Annotated in this window: 15 protein-coding genes; 7 read left to right on the top strand and 8 right to left on the bottom strand. The window is 73.3% G+C overall.

Annotated features, from left to right (window positions below):
• From GCU56_RS03625 to GCU56_RS03610, 4 genes are all read right to left on the bottom strand, one after another.
• Positions 1-758: ABC transporter ATP-binding protein (locus tag GCU56_RS03625; RefSeq protein WP_163480144.1), on the bottom strand; the 758-nt coding region annotated here is incomplete at its 3' end.
• A gap of 2 nt (positions 759-760) precedes the next feature.
• Complete coding sequence (locus tag GCU56_RS03620) at positions 761-2,548, bottom strand: ABC transporter permease subunit (RefSeq protein ID WP_163480143.1); 1,788 nt, start codon at positions 2,546-2,548, stop codon at positions 761-763.
• A gap of 767 nt (positions 2,549-3,315) precedes the next feature.
• Positions 3,316-3,516, bottom strand: a complete 201-nt coding sequence (locus GCU56_RS23675; protein WP_163480142.1) for a ferredoxin — start codon at positions 3,514-3,516, stop codon at positions 3,316-3,318.
• Positions 3,513-4,745, bottom strand: a complete 1,233-nt coding sequence (locus GCU56_RS03610) for a cytochrome P450 (protein ID WP_163480141.1) — start codon at positions 4,743-4,745, stop codon at positions 3,513-3,515. The genes GCU56_RS23675 and GCU56_RS03610 overlap by 4 nt, the downstream gene beginning before the upstream one ends.
• Before the next feature lie 529 nt (positions 4,746-5,274).
• Between GCU56_RS03610 and GCU56_RS03605 the strand changes: the two genes are divergently transcribed.
• Genes GCU56_RS03605 through GCU56_RS03595 form a run of 3 tightly spaced genes read left to right on the top strand, consistent with a single transcriptional unit; the run spans position 5,275 to position 9,281 of the window.
• Positions 5,275-6,273 (top strand): amidohydrolase family protein, encoded by a 999-nt coding sequence (locus GCU56_RS03605; protein ID WP_163480140.1) that lies wholly within the window; start codon positions 5,275-5,277, stop codon positions 6,271-6,273.
• 36 nt (positions 6,274-6,309) lie between these two features.
• Positions 6,310-7,347, top strand: a complete 1,038-nt coding sequence (locus tag GCU56_RS03600; RefSeq protein WP_163480139.1) for a hypothetical protein — start codon at positions 6,310-6,312, stop codon at positions 7,345-7,347.
• 29 nt (positions 7,348-7,376) lie between these two features.
• The gene (locus tag GCU56_RS03595; RefSeq protein ID WP_163480138.1) at positions 7,377-9,281 is read left to right on the top strand and encodes an FAD-dependent oxidoreductase; all 1,905 of its coding nucleotides are present in this window, start codon (positions 7,377-7,379) and stop codon (positions 9,279-9,281) included.
• Between the two features lie 266 nt (positions 9,282-9,547).
• Here GCU56_RS03595 and GCU56_RS03590 read toward each other — a convergent pair whose 3' ends face one another.
• On the bottom strand, positions 9,548-10,351 hold the full coding sequence (locus GCU56_RS03590) for an IclR family transcriptional regulator (protein WP_163480137.1): 804 nt from the start codon (positions 10,349-10,351) through the stop codon (positions 9,548-9,550).
• Positions 10,352-10,656: 305 nt separating this feature from the next.
• Here GCU56_RS03590 and GCU56_RS03585 point away from each other — a divergent pair, with 305 nt between their 5' ends.
• From GCU56_RS03585 to GCU56_RS03575, 3 genes are read left to right on the top strand one after another with little or no spacing between them, the layout of a single operon-like run.
• Positions 10,657-11,769, top strand: coding sequence for a cupin domain-containing protein (locus GCU56_RS03585; protein ID WP_163480136.1), 1,113 nt, complete (start codon positions 10,657-10,659; stop codon positions 11,767-11,769).
• Complete coding sequence (locus GCU56_RS03580; RefSeq protein WP_163480135.1) at positions 11,769-12,596, top strand: fumarylacetoacetate hydrolase family protein; 828 nt, start codon at positions 11,769-11,771, stop codon at positions 12,594-12,596. Before GCU56_RS03585 ends, GCU56_RS03580 begins: the two co-directional genes overlap by 1 nt.
• The gene (locus tag GCU56_RS03575) at positions 12,593-13,282 is read left to right on the top strand and encodes a maleylpyruvate isomerase family mycothiol-dependent enzyme (RefSeq protein WP_163480134.1); all 690 of its coding nucleotides are present in this window, start codon (positions 12,593-12,595) and stop codon (positions 13,280-13,282) included. Before GCU56_RS03580 ends, GCU56_RS03575 begins: the two co-directional genes overlap by 4 nt.
• A gap of 33 nt (positions 13,283-13,315) precedes the next feature.
• On the opposite strand, the gene GCU56_RS03570 is transcribed toward GCU56_RS03575, so the two are convergent.
• The 3 genes from GCU56_RS03570 to GCU56_RS03560 all read right to left on the bottom strand — a co-directional run bounded on the left by GCU56_RS03570 (position 13,316) and on the right by GCU56_RS03560 (position 14,959).
• Positions 13,316-14,065, bottom strand: a complete 750-nt coding sequence (locus GCU56_RS03570; protein WP_163480133.1) for an IclR family transcriptional regulator domain-containing protein — start codon at positions 14,063-14,065, stop codon at positions 13,316-13,318.
• A gap of 50 nt (positions 14,066-14,115) precedes the next feature.
• Positions 14,116-14,499 carry a hypothetical protein gene (locus GCU56_RS03565; protein ID WP_204331396.1) on the bottom strand — a complete coding sequence of 128 codons (384 nt, stop codon included), beginning with the start codon at positions 14,497-14,499 and terminating at the stop codon, positions 14,116-14,118.
• Positions 14,500-14,656: 157 nt separating this feature from the next.
• Complete coding sequence (locus tag GCU56_RS03560) at positions 14,657-14,959, bottom strand: hypothetical protein (RefSeq protein WP_163480132.1); 303 nt, start codon at positions 14,957-14,959, stop codon at positions 14,657-14,659.
• A 190-nt stretch (positions 14,960-15,149) separates the two neighbouring features.
• Between GCU56_RS03560 and GCU56_RS03555 the strand changes: the two genes are divergently transcribed.
• Positions 15,150-16,682 carry an alkaline phosphatase PhoX gene (locus GCU56_RS03555; RefSeq protein ID WP_163480131.1) on the top strand — a complete coding sequence of 511 codons (1,533 nt, stop codon included), beginning with the start codon at positions 15,150-15,152 and terminating at the stop codon, positions 16,680-16,682.
• Positions 16,683-16,770: the final 88 nt, after the last annotated feature.

The raw sequence follows: 16,770 nt of genomic DNA, 5'->3' as shown, positions 1-16,770 counted from the left end.
ACCACTTCCGCCTTGAGGATGTTGTCGAAACCGATGAAGTCAGCGACGAAGCGATTGGCGGGCTTGGTGTAGATCTCCCGAGGGGTGCCGATCTGCTGGATCACGCCCAGCTTCATGACGACGACGCGGTCGGACAGCGCCATCGCCTCGGTCCGGTCGTGGGTGACGTAGACCGACGTCGTGCCCAGACGCTCGTGGAGACTGCGCACCTCGCGACGCATCTGGGACCGGAGGATGCTGTCGAGGTTGGAGAACGGCTCGTCGAAGAGCACCACGCGGGGCCGGTTGATCAGTGCCCTCGCCAGCGCCACCCGCTGCTGCTGCCCGCCGCTGAGCTTGCTCGGCAGGCGGCCGCCCACGTCGCTGAGACCGACGGTGGCCAGCATCTGTTCCACCCGAGGGGCGATCTCGCCCTTGTCCACGGTCTTGCTGCGGTTGAGCGGGTAGGCGACGTTGGCGAAGGCGGTCATGTGCGGCCAGAGCGCGTAGCTCTGGAACACCATCCCCATGTGCCGCTTCTCCGGCGGGAGGAAGACCCCCCGCTCGAGCGACACGATCGGTGCTCCGTCGAACAGGATCTCGCCGGCGGTCGGACGCTCCAGTCCGGCGATGCAGCGCAGCGTCGTCGTCTTCCCGCATCCGCTGGGCCCGAGGAGGCTGACGAACTCGCCGTCGGCGATCTGCAGGTCGAGGTCGTCCACGGCGCGGACGCCGCCGTCGAACTCCTTGGTCAGACCCTTCAGATCGATCTGCGCCATCGTCACTCTCCTCCGGTGGACGGGCGGGTGGGGACCAGGACCGGAGTCAGTTCCGGCTCGAGCACCCGCGCCGGGACCGGCGCGTCGCCGCTCTCGGCAGCCGGTGCGGCGGGCGGCTTCGGGGCGCCACCGGCGATCACGCGGGACCCGACGGCGCGGAGGAGGGCACCCAGCGCCAGGACCAGCGCCATCGCCGCGAGCATCACGCAGAAGACGGCCGCGGCCTGCGAGGACTGGCCCGAGTCGAGCAGCTGCAGCAGGACGACGGGGACGGTCTGGCTCTCGGGACCGGAGAGCATGACCGGGATCGCCAGGTCACCGGCCATGATCACGCCGACGATCAGCCAGCCCGCGAGCAGGCTCGGCAGGATCAGCCGGAGCACGATGCCCACGGCCGCCCGCGCCTGGGACGCCCCGTGGATGCGGGCGGCCTCCTCCAGCTGCCGGTGCACCTGCGCGATCGCGGCGTTGGCCAGGCGGACGGCGATCGGCGTGGCCACCACGATGAGACCGAGCATCACGATCCACGTGGTCGCGAACAGCCCACGGAGGAAGGGGACCGAGAGGTAGGCCCAGAGCATGCCCAGTGCCAGGACGATGCCCGGCAGGCCCCAGGGGAGCCACGTGGCTCCCTCCAGGAACCACCGGAACTTCGATGCCGAGCGCTGGACGATGTAGGCGACCACGACCGCGAGCAGCACGGCGAGGAAACCCCCGACCACCACGATGAACGCCGTGTTCTGCAGTGCGGACACCACGATCGCGGAGTCGAAGATCGCCCGGTAGTGCTCGAGGGTCAGCGAGGCCGACAGGACACCGAACTCGGGCTGGAGCGAGCCGAGCACCAGCTGGATCAGCGGGAAGGCCAGCGCCACGAGGGCGTACAGGACGATCGCCGCGGTGCACAGGAACTTCCAGGCGCCGAGGTCGACCAGTTCGATCCGCTGGCCCTTGCCGCCGACGGTGGTGAACTCCCGCTTGCCGATGAACCGCCACATGAGCAGCACCAGCACGAGCATGATCACCATGACCAGGACGGCGAGGGCGCTGGCCTGTGCGTACGAGGGCGGGAAGCTGGTCGTCAGGTAGTCGTAGATCTGCGTCGAGAACACCTGGATCCCGGCCGGCCCCCCGAGCAGCAGAGGGACGTCGAAGGACTCCAGTCCGCGCACGAAGCCCATCAGGGCCAGCGCCAGCAGGACGGGCGCGAGGATCGGTAGCTCGATCCGGAAGAACGTGCGACGGCGGCTGACCCCCGCGATCAGCGAGGCCTCACGCAGCGCCGGGTCCAGGGTCCGGAAGACGCCCAGGATCAGCATGTAGTTGATGGCCGTGATCTTCAGCGTGCTGACGCTGATGATCCCGCCCCACGACCGGATGTTGATCGGTCCCTCCTCGTAGGGGAGCACCATCCGGATGAGCTGGTTGAGCAGCCCGACGCGCTCGTTGCCGAGCATCGCCCAGCTGATGCCGAAGAAGAGGAACGGCAGCGTGATGAGCGCGATCATCAACGGCGTCACGAACCGGCGACCTGGGGTGTTGGTCTGGGTGACCATCCACGCGAAGAAGACCGCGAGGGTCAGGGACAGCGTGGTGGTCGCCAGCGCGTACGCCGCCGAGTTCCAGAGCAGCTCGTAGGTCTCGCCGGAGGTGTAGGCGTCGACGAATGCCTGGGTCGACCACTCGCCCGGGAAGCCGGGGGACGACGTCCGGAAGGCCCCGACGACCACCATGACGGTGGGGTAGACGAACAGCACCGCGATCGCGAGCGTCAGCACGGTCAGCGCCACCAGCGACAGGACGCGTCGGGGACCGCCCGCGGTCAGGTGTCGGAGCGCCCCGGCCGAGTGAGGCCGGTTCGATCGGCCCGCCTGGGAACCGGCGGCTGGCATGGGACCCCCTGAGGCGTCGGCCCTGCATCAGCGTCTGCGGTGTGGCCCCGATCACGTCGAGCGGGTGTGAGGAACGTAACGAGAGACGCGCTGCTGGGGAACAGAGGCGGAGGGAATTCCAGCTTGCGGAACGACCTCACGGTTCAGCCGGGTCGCGGGTCGGCTCTCCGATCCCCGCCCCCGCTCGCAGCGCCGCCGTCAGCTCGGCGACAGTCGCGGCGTGCCGACCATCAGCCCGCCGGTCACCCGCGCGTCTCGGCAGTCCGCGGCCACGAACTCGCGCGCGGCGACCGGACCGTGAACGACCTCGACCGGGACCCCGGCGCGGTACTCCGTCGAGATGGTGCACGGGATCGCGTCGTGGTCGGTCCGCGGCCACGGCAGTGGCTCGTGCCGTCGTCGCGCGACCGTGCGCAGGTGATCGCCTGTTCGGCGAGCGTGGCCGGCGTGGTCAGGAGGGCCCGGTCGGGGGCCCCAGCCGCCGAGGAGCAGTGGCGTGGACAGCGGCGGGCGGTAGTGGGGCGGGTGTGGCGCGTCACCCCCGAGGAGGACATCGGGGTCGGAACCGGCACGTCGGAGGCCGTGTCCCGTCCGGAGACCGGCCAGTCCTGCGCCCACGGCGACGACCCGCGCCCGCGGGCCGGCCATGGCTCAGGCCTCGGGGCTCAGGGCTCCCGAGTGACCATGATCGCCTGGGTGGGGCAGAGGAACTGCGCGTCCTCGGCGTCGGCGGCCGACTCGTCGCCGACCTCGGAGGGGTGCTGCAGCTGGCCCTCGTCGTCGAACCGGAAGATGGCGGGTGCAGCCTCCACGCACTGGCCGTGCTGCTCGCAGACGTCGAAGTCCACGACGATCCGGACGGTCACGAGCCGACCTCCTGCGCCGGGACGGACCCCCGCAGCCTGACCCTCGCGGGCAGGCTGACCGGCCCGTGGTTGACGAAGCTCGCGAGGTAGGGCAGGTCCGCAGGGACGGCGAGGAGCTCGAGGGTCTCCAACCGGTCGAGCAGCACCTCGACGACGACGCGCCCCTCCAGGCGCGCCAGCGACGACCCGATGCAGGCGTGCGCCCCCTTGCCGAAGGCGAGGTGGGCGGCGGCGTTGGGCCGGTCCAGGCGCAGGTGGGGGCAGTCCTCCCAGACCTGCGGATCGCGGTTGGCCGAGCCGTACAGCACGAACACCCGCGAGCCCTCGGGGATCGGCACGCCACCGATCTCGGCGTCGGCCATCGCCAAGCGGTAGAAACCCTGGATCGGCGCTTCCAGCCGCAGGGACTCCTCGACGAATGGCTGCACCAGCCTCGGGTCGGAGCGCAGCCGGTCCAGCAGCCCGGGCGTGCTGCCGAGCAGGGCGATGCTGCTGGCGATGTGGTGGGTCGTCGTGATGTTGCCGGCGACCAGCAGCTCCGCGACGAAGCTCACGCACTGGGTGCGGGTGAGTTCGCCGGCGCGCTCGGCCGCGGCGATCTGGGAGAGCACGCGGGCGTCGACGGTGCCGTCCCACTGGTCGAGCAGCAGGCTGATGTAGCTCGAGAAGGCGTCCTGCACCTGCTCGCGGCGGACCGGGTCCCCGCCGTGGTTGCCGACCGACGCGGTGATCTCCTCGGACCACTCGCGGAACCTCGTGACGTCCCGGAGCGGCACGCCGAGCACCAGACTGACCACGCGGATGGGCAGGAGCGCGGCGAGGTCGCGGACCAGGTCGACCTCGCCGAGGTCACCGAGGCGGTCGACGTGCTCCTCGGCCACCTGCCGGATCTGCGGCTCCCACGCGGCGATCTTCGAGGGCGTGAAGGCCCTGTTGACGATGGACCGCCGCTGGGCGTGCTCGGGGTCGTCGGAGAGCAGCAGCAGCGGGGACAGCGGGGGTCTGGGGTTCGACGGGTCGGCGGGCGGTAGGACGCGGCCGACGGTGTTCCGGGAGGAGAAGGTGCGCCCGTCGCGGAGGACCCGGACGACGTCGTCGTGTCGGGCGACGACGAAGGCGTCGATCTCCGGGGCGTGGTGGACACCCCGCTCCCGGAGTTGCTCGTAGACCCCGGCTGGGTCGCGCACGGCGTCCGGGTCGAGTTCGACGAGCGGGGACAGCGCGGTCATCAGCACCTCCGGGCATCTGCAGCGGACCGGTCGGGCACCGTCGTTCCCGCCGGGGACCCGGTCGCCGCGCGCGGCGACCGGAACTGGGTCGCCAGGGGCGGTGCCGGCTGCCGGGGCCGGGGACGGCCGACCACAACGCGGCAAACTACCGCCCTGTGTCCGCCGTCACGCAATGGATGGCCCCGGAATTCCTCGATGGCGAACCGGACCGGCGCCGCCGCCCGGCGCCCGCTTCCCGGGTACGGCCGTGCACATAGCGGAATTCCCCCATGACTCTTGTCCTCTCCGCCGAACGCTGCACTAGTGTTCCGCGTCACAGGACCGCGGCGCACGTCGGCCCGGCGCGAGCGGCCCTGAGCGACGAGTCCACTGCGACGAGTCCACTGCGACGAGTCCACCAGGAGCCCGAGGACGGCGCCGCGACCGGACACGGTCGAGTCGCACGCCGGGGGAGGGCGACGAGTGTGCGCCCCGAGCGGCCCTCCGGGGGTGCGCGCGCCGGCCGGTCCACCGCTCTCGAGGAGAACCCATGAAGATCGACGTCCACGGACACGTCAGCGCTCCCGAGTCGCTGTACGCCTACAAGGCCAACCTCCTCGCCCACCGCGGCGCGCACGGCCGCGGATCTGCTGGTGTCACGGACGACACGCTGCGCGCCGCGCTGACCGAGCCCAGCAAGAGCTTCGGCGGCTCCTCCCACATGGCCCACCTCGACGAGGCGGGCGTGGACATCCAGATCATCTCGCCGCGGCCGTACCAGATGATGCACAGCGAGCAGGGCAAGCTCGTCCAGTGGTACGTCGAGGAGACCAACGACGTCATCGCGCGCACCTGCCGGCTGGAGCCCGAGCGGTTCCGCGGGCTCGCCGGGATGCCGCAGAGCATGGAGCTGACCCCCCAGCAGTGGACTGCCGAGCTGCGCCGCTGCGTCCAGGAACACGGCTTCGTCGGCGCGCTGTTCAACCCGGACCCGTACGAGGGCAGCGCCCAGCCGCCGGCGCTCGGTGACCGTTTCTGGTACCCGGTGTGGGAGGTCCTCTGCGAACTGGACGTCCCGGCGCTGATCCACTCCGCCGGCTGCCGCCCGCCGGCGCGGGAGAGCTACTCGCTGCACTTCATCCAGGAGGAGACCCTCGCGGTGGCGGCGCTGGTGCAGTCGCAGGTCCTCACCGACTTCCCCGACCTGAAGATCGTCGTCTCCCACGGAGGCGGCGCGATCCCCTACCAGCGCGGCCGCTTCCTGCCGGGGGCCTTGCGCCAGGGGACGACGTTCCGCGAACAGCTGCGCAAGCTGTACTACGACACCTGCCTCTACAGCCAGGACTCGATCGAGCTGCTGCTCCGGGCCGTCGGTGTGGACCGCTGCCTCTTCGGCACCGAGAAGCCGGGCACCGGCTCGATGAAGGACCCGGAGACCGGCCGCTGGATCGACGACATCCACCTGCTGATCGACGACATCGACTGGCTCGACGACGGCCAGCGCAAGCAGCTGTTCGAGACCAACGCGCGCGAGCTGTTCCGCATCTAGCCCCGGTCCCCCTGCGCTGACGAGAAGGGCATCCCCATGGCAGAGATCCGACTCGGCATCGGCACCTCACACGCGCCCCAGCTCAGCACACCGCCGGAGGAGTGGGGTCAGCGGGCGCGGGCCGACCATCGCAACCCGGCTCTGGCGTACCGCGGGGAGGACTACGACTTCGAGCAGCTGCGGGACCTGCGCGGCGCAGCGTTCGCCGCGGAGTGCGACCCCGAGCTGTGGCAGAAGCGGCACACGGCCAGCCGGGCGGCCATCGACGAGCTGGGGCGGATCACCCGCGACGCGGGCCTCGACGTCCTCGTCGTGGTCAGCAGCGACCACAAGGAGACCTTCACCGACGAGCTCCTCCCGCAGTTCGCCGTCTACTGGGGCGACACCGTCGCGCACGAGCCCTTCACCCAGGAGGACCTCGACGCCATGCCCCCGGGTCTCGCGATCGCCGAGGTGGCCAACGTGCCCCGGGAGAGCACCACGCGGCGCTGCCACGGGGAGCTGGCGCTGCACCTGATCAAGCAGACCAGCCGGGCCGGATTCGACCCCGGCGCGTCGCGAGAGCTCCCGGCCGGGAAGTACCGCGACCACGGCATCCCGCACGGCTGGGGCTTCGTGCTCCAGCAGGTCCTCGGCGGCGGAGCCGACATCCCGGCCGTCGTGCCGGTCTTCGTCAACACGTTCTGGGAGCCCAATCCCCCGAGTGCCCGGCGTTGCTACGACTTCGGCGTCGCCCTGGGGGCGGCGATCCGCAGCTTTCCCGGAGCGCTGCGGGTGGGCCTGGTCGCCTCGGGTGGACTGAGCCACTTCGTCATCGACGAGGACCTCGATCGGCAGTTCCTCCAGGCGCTGGTCACCAAGGACGCGGACTTCCTCGCCGGCCTGCCCGACGAGGTGCTCCGCTCGGGCACCTCGGAGCTGCGCAACTGGACCGTCGTGGCCGGCGCTCTGGCCGAGTCGCCACTGCGCGCGCGGGTCGTGGAGTACCAGCCCTGCTACCGGTCCGAGGCCGGTACCGGCTGCGGCATGGGCTTCGTGGCCTGGCAGGACGCCGAGCCCGGGCAGGAGCGCTGAGCCCCGGGGCGGGGACGAGGGGGACGGCCATGGTGGACGCGGCCATCGTGCGGCCGGCACTGCTGCCCCCACTCGCGCCGGGGGAGTGGCCGGAGGAGGTGCCGGTCCTCATCGTGGGCGGCGGACCGGCCGGGCTGTCGGCGGCGGTGCTGCTGGCCCAGCGCGGGATCGAGGTGCTGCTGGTCGAGCGGCGGGGCCCGGAGTCGCGCTTCCCGCGGGCGCACCTGCTCAACGTCCGCACCATGGAGGTCTTCGCGGAGATGGGCGTCGCCGACGACGTCTATGCCCTGGCGCCCGCCGACGACCGGTGGCGGAAGGTCGTCTGGTACACGTCCGTCACCGGCCCCACGCCGCTGCACGGGCTCAAGCTGGGGGAGGTGCCGGCCTGGGGAGGCGGCCCGGACGCCGAGCGCTATGCCCGGGCCAGCCACCGCCGGTTCTCCAACCTGCCGCAGATCCGGCTCGACCCTCTGCTGTGGGGGCACGCCGACGCCTGCTGCCCGGGGCGCATCCGGGCGCACCAGGAGGTGATCGCCCTGCAGCAGCACGGCACCGGCGGGGTGACGGCGACCATCGTCGACCGGCACACTGGCGACATCCGCCGCGTACGAGCCCGGTACCTCGTGGCCGCCGACGGCGGGCGGGTCAGCTCCTCGCTGCTCGGGGTGGAGCTGGAGGGCCCGAGGGCGATCCGTGACGTGGTCAGCTACCACGTCAGCGCCGACCTCTCGGTGTGGGCGGAGCCGGATGCACTGCTCGCCCACTTCATCCAGCCCAGCGGGCAGGGACGCACGGTCGGTGCGCTGCAGGCCCTCGGTCCCCTCCGGTACGGCCGGGAGTCGCCGGAGTGGCTCGTGGCCGTGACGCCCCGACCCGATGATGCGCCCGCCCCGGATGACGAGGCGCTCCTGGGGCGCGCGCGGGAGATGCTCGGGCTGGCCCCTGACCATCCGATGACGTTGAACTCGGTCAGTCACTGGCAGTACGAGGGTGTCGTCGCCCGGCGGTTCCGGGTCGGGTCTGCGTTCCTGGTGGGGGACGCCGCGCACCGTCATCCACCCACGGGCGGCCTCGGCCTCAACTGCGCGGTGCAGGACGTGCACAACCTGGCCTGGAAGCTCGCCGCCGTGCTGCACGGCTGGGCCGGGGACGCACTCCTCGACACCTACGCGACCGAGCGGCGGCCCATCGCGGCCTACTACACCGCCCATGCGCTCGAGAACGCCGGCCGGCACGCGCCCATCGGCGCCGCCCTGGGCCTCGGTCCCGGCATGACCGAGGACGAGGGCTGGGCGGAGATCGGCGTCTTCGTCAGCGACGGCCCCGTCGGCGACGAGCGCCGTGCTCGCGTCGCCGACGCCGTGGCCGCGAACGCCGACGACTACAGCCAGCTGGGTGTCGAGGCGGGGTACTCCTACGAGGCGGGGGCGCTGGTCCCCGATGGCTCGCTGCCGCCGGGGCACGCCTCGCCGATCGACGTCTCGCCGATCGAGTACGTCCCGACCACGCGTCCCGGCCACCACCTGCCGCACGTCTGGCTCCGGCGGCTCCCCGGCCACGGCGGGCCGGTGTCCACCCTCGATCTGGTCGCGGCCGACCCACTGACCCTGGTCGTCGGCCCTGCTGCCGCCGTGGCCTGGCAGGACGCCGCCGCGGCGGCCTCGACATCCTCCGGCTTCCCGGTCGTGGTCGTGGTCGTGCCGGACGAGGACAGCGACTGGACGGCGGTGCGCGAGGTGGGTGACACCGGAGCGGTGCTGGTCCGTCCCGACCGCAAGGTCGGCTGGCGGACCGGCGCGGTGCCCGCGGATGCGACGGCCGCACTCCGCACCGCGGTCGCCGCCCTCCTGCGGGGTTCGGCCGCGGCCGAGGGGGACCCGGCCGAGCCCTACCTGGAACGCATCCGACGGGCCGCGGCGCGGTTGCGCCGCTGAGCCGCAGCTCGACGAGAGCAGGAGGCACCCATACGCAGGACCGCCGCCGTTCCCGGCCCCGGCGGCCGCGGCCCCATGAGCAGGAGCGACACCCCGTAGAGCGGCCACCCGCTGGCCGGCCTCTCGGGTCCCCGGCCGGCACCGTCGGCGACCACCTGGACGGCGTCGCGCCCGGCGGGGTCATCGTCCTCGACGACGGGGCCGGACGGCCTGCACGGTGTGGGGCGACATCCTCACGGCGATGGTCCACCACCGCGCCAGGGGGCTCAGGTGGTGCTGCGCAGGCGGTCCTGCACCCGCTGGGCGGCCGCGGTGACGGCCGGGGCGAGTGCCCGCAGGCCCGTCACGCCTCCGGTCCGGCTGATCGGCGCCGCAATGCCGATCGCCGCGATGGGCGTCCCCGCGCTGTCGCGCAGGGCGACGGCGACGGCCGAGACGCCGTCAGCGCTCTCCTCCCAGTTGAGGGCATATCCCTGCACACGGACCTCTCGCAGGTCTGCCAGCAGCGTGCCGCGGTCGGTCAGGGACGCGGGGGTGTGCTGCGGCAGGTCCTCCTCCGGGTAGCGGCGCTCGACCTCGGTGGCCGGGAGCTGGGCCAGGATCGCCTTGCCGACGGCGGAGGCGTGAGCCGGCCGCACGATCCCCGTGCGATTGCCCACGCGCACCGAGCGGAGGCTCTCCACGCAGTCCACGAAGCGGACGGTGGCTCCCTCGAGCACCGCCAGGCTCGCCGTCTCCTGGGTCTGCTCCTGCAGCTCCTCCAGCACCGGGCGGGCCACCCGACGGATGTCGATGCGGCTGATCGCGGCCACACCGATCGCGTTGAGTGCGGGGCCAGGACGATAGGCGCCGTTCGGCCGGTCCTGCATCACGAAGTCACGGCGGCGCAGCGCACTGAGCAGGCGGTGGGCCGTGGAACGAGCGACGCCGAGCAGGTCGGCGGCCTCGGCGACCCGGAGGGCCTGGCGTTCGCCGATCAGCTGCAGCAACCACAGCGCGTTGTCCACCGACGTCAGGCCAGGGTTCTCTGCGGAACCCACGAGCTGTGCCGCGGCAGCATCGTTCAACATGACGGAATCATAGCGGGCCCGTGGTTCGCATAGCGGAATAGCGGCTGCCCTCGCGTGCGCCCCACGACGACGATGACGGCGCTGTCTACCACAGCTCTTCAACGTCGAGGCGGGGGGTCTCGCGACGCCCTCCCACGGGGAATTCCGCAGTGAACGGGAGAACCGGTTCCGGTGTGCAGAACCCGAGAACTCAGCCGTCGTGCCCTGACGAACGGTCACCTAGCGTCGCAGATGTCCTCGTCGACGCCGCCGGGAACTCCTCCTCCGCGGCCGTCGGCGTCCGCGGCCGCGAGGGAGCGAGTGCGATGACCGCCCTGGAGAACCGCCCGACCACCGTCGACTTCGACAGCCCGGAGCACCAGGCCCGGCTGGCCGACCTCTACCGGGACTTCGAGGCGGTGGGCATGACCCCGCTGTGGCGCACCCGCGAGGGCCTCATGCCGCCACACCCGCAGCCGAAGGCGGTGCCGCACCTGTGGCGGTGGGACGACCTCTACGCGCTGGCCGCCCGCAGCGGCGACCTCGTCCCGGTGGGCCGCGGCGGCGAGCGGCGGGCCATCGGGCTGGGCAACCCCGGGCTGCCCGGCGACCCCTACGCCACGCCCACGCTGTGGGCGGCGATCCAGTACCTCAACCCGCGGGAGGACGCCCCCGAGCACCGGCACTCGCAGTCGGCCTTCCGCTTCGTCCTGGAGGGCGAGGGGGTGTGGACCGTCGTCGACGGCGACCCGGTCGCGATGCGCCGCGGCGACCTGCTGCTCACGCCGGGCTGGCACTTCCACGGCCACCAGAACGTGTCGGACACCCCGATGGCCTGGCTCGACGGGCTGGACGTGCCGCTGGTCGCCGCCGTCGACCAGGGCTTCTTCGAGTTCGGTCCCGACGAGGTCCGCGACAAGCGCACCCCCGACCGGTCGAACTCCGAGCGGCTGTGGGGCGGCCCGGGCCTGACCCCGGTGGCCGCCGTCGGCGCCCGCCCGCAGTCGCCGCTCATGGCCTACCGCTGGGTGCACACCGACGCGGCGCTCACCGCGCAGCTGGAGCTGGCCGCCGAGGGCGTCGAGGGCACGCTGGTCGAGCCCGGGCACGCCGCGATCCGGTTCAGCAACCCCACCACCGGCGGGGACGCCCTCACCACCATGCGCACCGAGATGCACCGCCTGACCGCGGGCACCCGGACCCGTCGCAGCCGGACGTCGGCGTCGTCGGTGTGGCAGGTCTTCACCGGCGGCGGCACCGTGACGATGGACGGCGAGGTCCGCACCCTCGGGCACGGCGACGTGGTCGCGGTGCCCGCCTGGACCGAGTTCAGCCTGCAGGCCGAGGACGGTCTGGACCTGTTCACCTTCTCCGACGCCCCGGTGTTCGAGAAGCTCAGCCTGCTCCGCACCCAGGTCACCGAAGGGGACGACGCCTGATGCGCCTCGCCACGATCCGCACCGCCGCCGGCACCCGCGCCGTCCGCGTCGACGGCGACCGGGCCGTCGAGACCGGCCACGCCGACGTCGGCGAGCTGCTCGCCGTCCCCGGGTGGCGGGACGTCGCCGCGGCCGCCGACGGCCCGGCGCACGACCGGGCCGGCCTCGACTACGCACCGGTCGTCCCGCGGCCGGGCAAGGTCATCTGCGTGGGCGTCAACTACGGCGCCCACATCCGGGAGATGGGCCGGGACACCCCGCAGTACCCGACCCTGTTCGCCAAGTTCGCCGAGGCGCTGATCGGCGCGCACGACGACGTGGTGCTCCCCGCCGCGTCCGAGGCCGTGGACTGGGAGGCCGAGCTGGCCGTGGTGGTCGGGCAGCGGGTGCGGCACGCCGACGAGGCGACCGCCGAGGCCGCCATCGCGGGCTACACCGTGCTCAACGACGTCACCGCCCGGGACTGGCAGTACCGCACGCTGCAGTGGCTGCAGGGCAAGACCTTCGAGGCCACGACCCCGCTCGGCCCGGAGCTGGTGACGCCCGACGAGGCCGGCACCGGGCTGGACCTGACCTGCGCGGTCGACGGCGAGGTGGTGCAGCGGGCCAACACCTCGGACATGGTGTTCGGCGCCGTCGCGACCATCGCCTACGTGTCGACGATCGTGACGCTCGACCCCGGTGACGTGCTCGCCCTGGGCACTCCCGGCGGCGTCGGCCACGCCCGCAAGCCACCGCGGTACCTCACCCCGGGCGCGGTGCTGACCACCGCGATCGCCGGCCTGGGCGAGTGCCGCAACACCTGCGTGGCGGAGAAGCGGGCATGAGCCGGCCCGAGACGCTGACCTGGTGGGCCGACGGCGAGCGGCTGTTCGGCACCGCACTGGGGCGGCTCACCGACGAGGAGTTCGACGTCCCCTCGCTGCTGCCCGGCTGGGACCGCCGGCACGTCCTCGCGCACGTGGCCCGCAACGCCGACGCGCTGGTCAACCTGCTCACCTGGGCGCGTACGGGGGTCAGGACGCCGATGTACCCCACGCCCGAGGCGCGTGACGCCGGCATCGCCGAGTCCGCCGCGCTGCAGGCGCCGGCGCTGCGCGCCCAGGTTCTGGCGGCCACCGCCCGGCTGGCCGACGCGGTGCAGGGCCTGCCGGAGGAGGCCTGGTCGGCGCAGGTGGAGACCGCCCAGGGGCGTGCGGTGCCGGCGGCCGAGGTGCCCTGGATGCGCTGCCGCGAGGTGTACGTGCACGCCGTCGACCTCGACGCCGGAGTCGGTTTCGGCGACGTCGCCGAGGAGGTGCAGGCCGCGATGGTGGACGACGTCTTCCGGATGTGGGACCGCCGCGACCAGGTGCCCGACGTGGTGGTCTTCGCCGGCGACCGGGAGTGGGGGACCGGGGCGGTCGCCGTCTCGGGCCCGCTGCCGGCCGTCACCGGCTGGCTGACCGGCCGCAGCCGGGGCGAGGGGCTGACCGCCGACGGAGGCATCCCCGAGGTGCCGGCCTGGCTGTGACCCGGCGTGCGGACGACGCCCCGGGGCCGTCGGTCAGCCCGCGAGGCTGGTGAGCTCGGCCGCGCAGCGGCGCAACGCCCCCACCAGCTCCGGCACCCGGGCCCGGCGCAGCCGCATCGCCGGCACCGACACCGAGACCGCGGCGATGGCGGCGCCGCGGTCGTCGAGCACCGGGACGCCGATCGCACTGATCCCGGGCTCGGTGTCGCCCTGGTTGAGCCCGTGGCCGACGGCGCGCACGCCGGCCAGGTGCTCGTGCAGCGCGGCCAGCTCCGCCGGTGTCAGCTCACCGCCGAGCAGGGCGTCCACCTCGGCCGGGGGCAGCGCGGCCAGCAGCACCTTGCCCCCGGAGGTGTGCCGGGCGGGCAGCCGGGCGCCGGCCCGGGAGCCGATCCGCAGCGGCTGGCGGCTCTCCTCGCTGTGCAGGAACACCACGTCGGTGCCGTCGAGCACGACCACGTGGACGGTCTCGTCCACCTCGTCGCGGAGCCGGCGGAGCAGCGGTGCGGCGAGCTCGACCAGCGCCGTCGTCGACCGGGGGCGGGTCACCGTGCGACGCAGCGCCGGCCCCGCCCGGTAGCGCCGGTCCCCGGACTGGACCGCGAAGTCCCGGTGCCGCAGCGTCGCCAGCAGCCGGTGGGCGGTGGAGCGCGCCACGCCGAGGGCCGTGGCGGCCTCGCTGACGCTCACCGACTCGGTCGTCTGCAGCAGGGCGACGAGCTGCAGCGCCTTGTCCGCGGCGTCGACGAGGTATGCCGGGGGAGGGGTGTCCGAGGCGGCCACGCCGCCACCGTAGGAGCCCGTCCCAGCACGTGGCGCAGGCGGCGCCGACGTCAGCTCCGGACCAGCCGCTCGGCGTGCTCCCGCTCCTCCGGCCGGACAGCGGACGGCGCCGCCTCCAGCAGGCGCCACCAGCTGACCGCACCGTGCGGGTCCACGCCCTCCCCGCGGGCGAGGGCGTCCTCGACCAGGGCGCGCACCCGCGCCTCGTCGTCCGGGTCCGTCGCGAACAGCAGCCGCAACCGGACCCGGTCGTCCACCCGGTCGGCGGCGGTGTGGTGCGGCGCCAGCGGGCAGGGCGGCTCGTGCGACCAGCTGCCGCACAGCGCCACGGTGACCGCCCCACCCGGTGCCCGATCGTCCCCGTCGCCGGTCATCTCGACGACGGCGTCGTGCGCGTACGCCCGCCGGCGGGCCGGGTCGGGAGCGGAGGCCACGTCCCGATCGTCCCGCCCGGTGGGGAGCGCGTCCAGTGGGCCGTGGCAGGTCCGTGCCGCCGCCAGGACTCGAAACAGAACCCCCTCGTCTCGTACAGTGTCCCGGCGCCGCGCGGAGGCCCGGTTCGGGGGGACGGGTCTCCGCGCGGTCGCCGGCTCACGGCAGCCGCGCCAGCAGAGCGCGCGCGAACGCCTCCGCGGCCGGCTGGACCGGTGCGGACGCCGCCGCCCGCAGCCACGCGGCCAGGGGCACGGCCAGGGCGGGGGAGAGCGCCGCGATCCAGGCGCCCGAACCGGCCCGCGCCTCGGCGACGTGCTCGGTGCGGCCGTCCTCCGAGTGGGCGACCACCTCGGGCCGGCTCGCCAGCAGCCCCGCGGTCCGCCAGTCGCCGGGCGTCGTCCGCGCGGCGAGCTGCTCCAGGCGGGTCGCGGCGTCGAGCAGGACTCCGGTCGGTTCCACGGCGCGATGGTGCTCCTCGACAGCCTGTGAGCGGACGGGCACCCAGGAGGCGTGTCCCGGCGACGCGCCGTGCGGTTCCCCCGGCGTGCCGTCCCCGGACCGGCGTCGTTCGGCCGGCGTTGGGCTGGTGGTCACCTCGGCTGCCGAGCGTGGGCCCTCGACCGACGACGCTCCAGAGAGAGGCCAGCGCGTGACCACCTCGGAAGACCTCAACGACTCCAAGGCCGGGCTCTCCCGGCGCAGCCTCCTGGGCCGCGGCGCGACGACCGGGCTCGGCATCGTCCTGGTCGGCAGCGTCGACACCCTGTTCGGCGCCGGACCGGCCGCCGCGCAGGACGGTCGTGGCGACGGCCGCGGCAAGGGCCGCGACGGGGAGGTGGGCTACGGGCCGCTCGTCCCCGACCCGAAGGGCATCCTGGCCCTGCCGGCCGGCTTCACCTACACGATCATCGCCGAGACCGGTGTCACCGTGATGGAGGACGGCTCGAAGACCCCGGCCGACCCGGACGGCAGCGCGAGCTTCCCGCTGCGCCGCGGTGGCGCGGTGCTGGTGACCAACCACGAGGTCGGCGGCGACGAGGAGAACCCCGTGCCGCCGCTCGAGGGCCTCACCTACGACCCGGCCGCCGGGGGCGGGACCACGAACATCGAGGTCGACCGGGACGGCAAGCGGGTCCGCGAGTACGTCAGCCTGGCCGGCACGCACAACAACTGCGCCGGTGGCGTCACCCCGTGGAACACCTGGCTGACCTGCGAGGAGACCGAGGCGGTCGAGGGGGACGAGGGCAGCTACGGGCCGCTGACCAAGCGGCACGGGTACGTCTTCGAGGTCGACCCGTACGACCAGGACGACAACCGGGACCCCAAGCCGATCAAGGCGCTCGGCCGCTACGCCCACGAGGCCGTCGTCGTCGACCCCCGCACGGAGCAGCTCTACCTCACCGAGGACGCGAGCGGCCCCTACGGTCTCCTCTACCGCTGGACGCCGCCGCGCGAGTTCCGGCTCGGCCGGGGCGCGCTCAAGGAGCTCGGCGACACCGATGGGGTCCTCGAGGCCATGCAGGCCCACGACCGTCAGGGGCAGCTCGTCCGGGACCTCTCCGTCGCCCAGGAGATCGGCACCAGGTACTCCCTGAAGTGGGCAGCGGTCGAGGACCGGGACGCCACCACGACGCCCACCCGCGAGCAGTTCGCCGACGACCAGATCACCCGCAGCCAGAAGCTCGAGGGCATGTGGTGGGGAGACGGCGGCGCCTACTTCACCGCCTCGTTCGCCCGTACGCCCGAGGACGACCCCGAGGAGGCGAGCGCCGCGTCCCACGACGGGCAGGTGTGGTTCCTCGACGCGCGGAAGCAGACGATCGAGCTGACGTTGCTCTTCGCCTACACGCCGACCGACCAGGACGGCGACCCCGACGGACCGGACAACATCACGGTCTCGCCGTTCGGCGGCGTGATGATCGCCGAGGACGGCGAGGGCGCCCAGCACCTGGTCGGGGCCACCGACGACGGGGAGGCGTTCTTCTTCGCCCGCAACGAGACCGAGGCCCAGTCGGAGTTCACCGGCCCCAACTTCTCGCCGGACCGCCGGATCCTGTTCGCCAACATCCAGGGGGACGGCAGCAGCCCGGAGGAGGGTGAGGAGGGCACGGACGAGGGAGCCGACCCGGCGACCCCGGGCTACGTGTTCGCCATCACCGGCCCGTTCCGGCACCACCGCTGAGCGGCGGACGGGTCCACGGCGACGACGGTTGGACGGGCGGCGACCGCGGGTAGCCACCCGCTCACCTCCCCCGGCCATCGGAGTCGTC

This window comes from Geodermatophilus sabuli, assembly GCF_010686765.1.
Lineage (GTDB): Bacteria > Actinomycetota > Actinomycetes > Mycobacteriales > Geodermatophilaceae > Geodermatophilus > Geodermatophilus sabuli_A.
The sequence above is the reverse complement of the archived record's forward strand: the minus strand, read 5'-3'. Positions and strand labels throughout refer to the sequence as shown.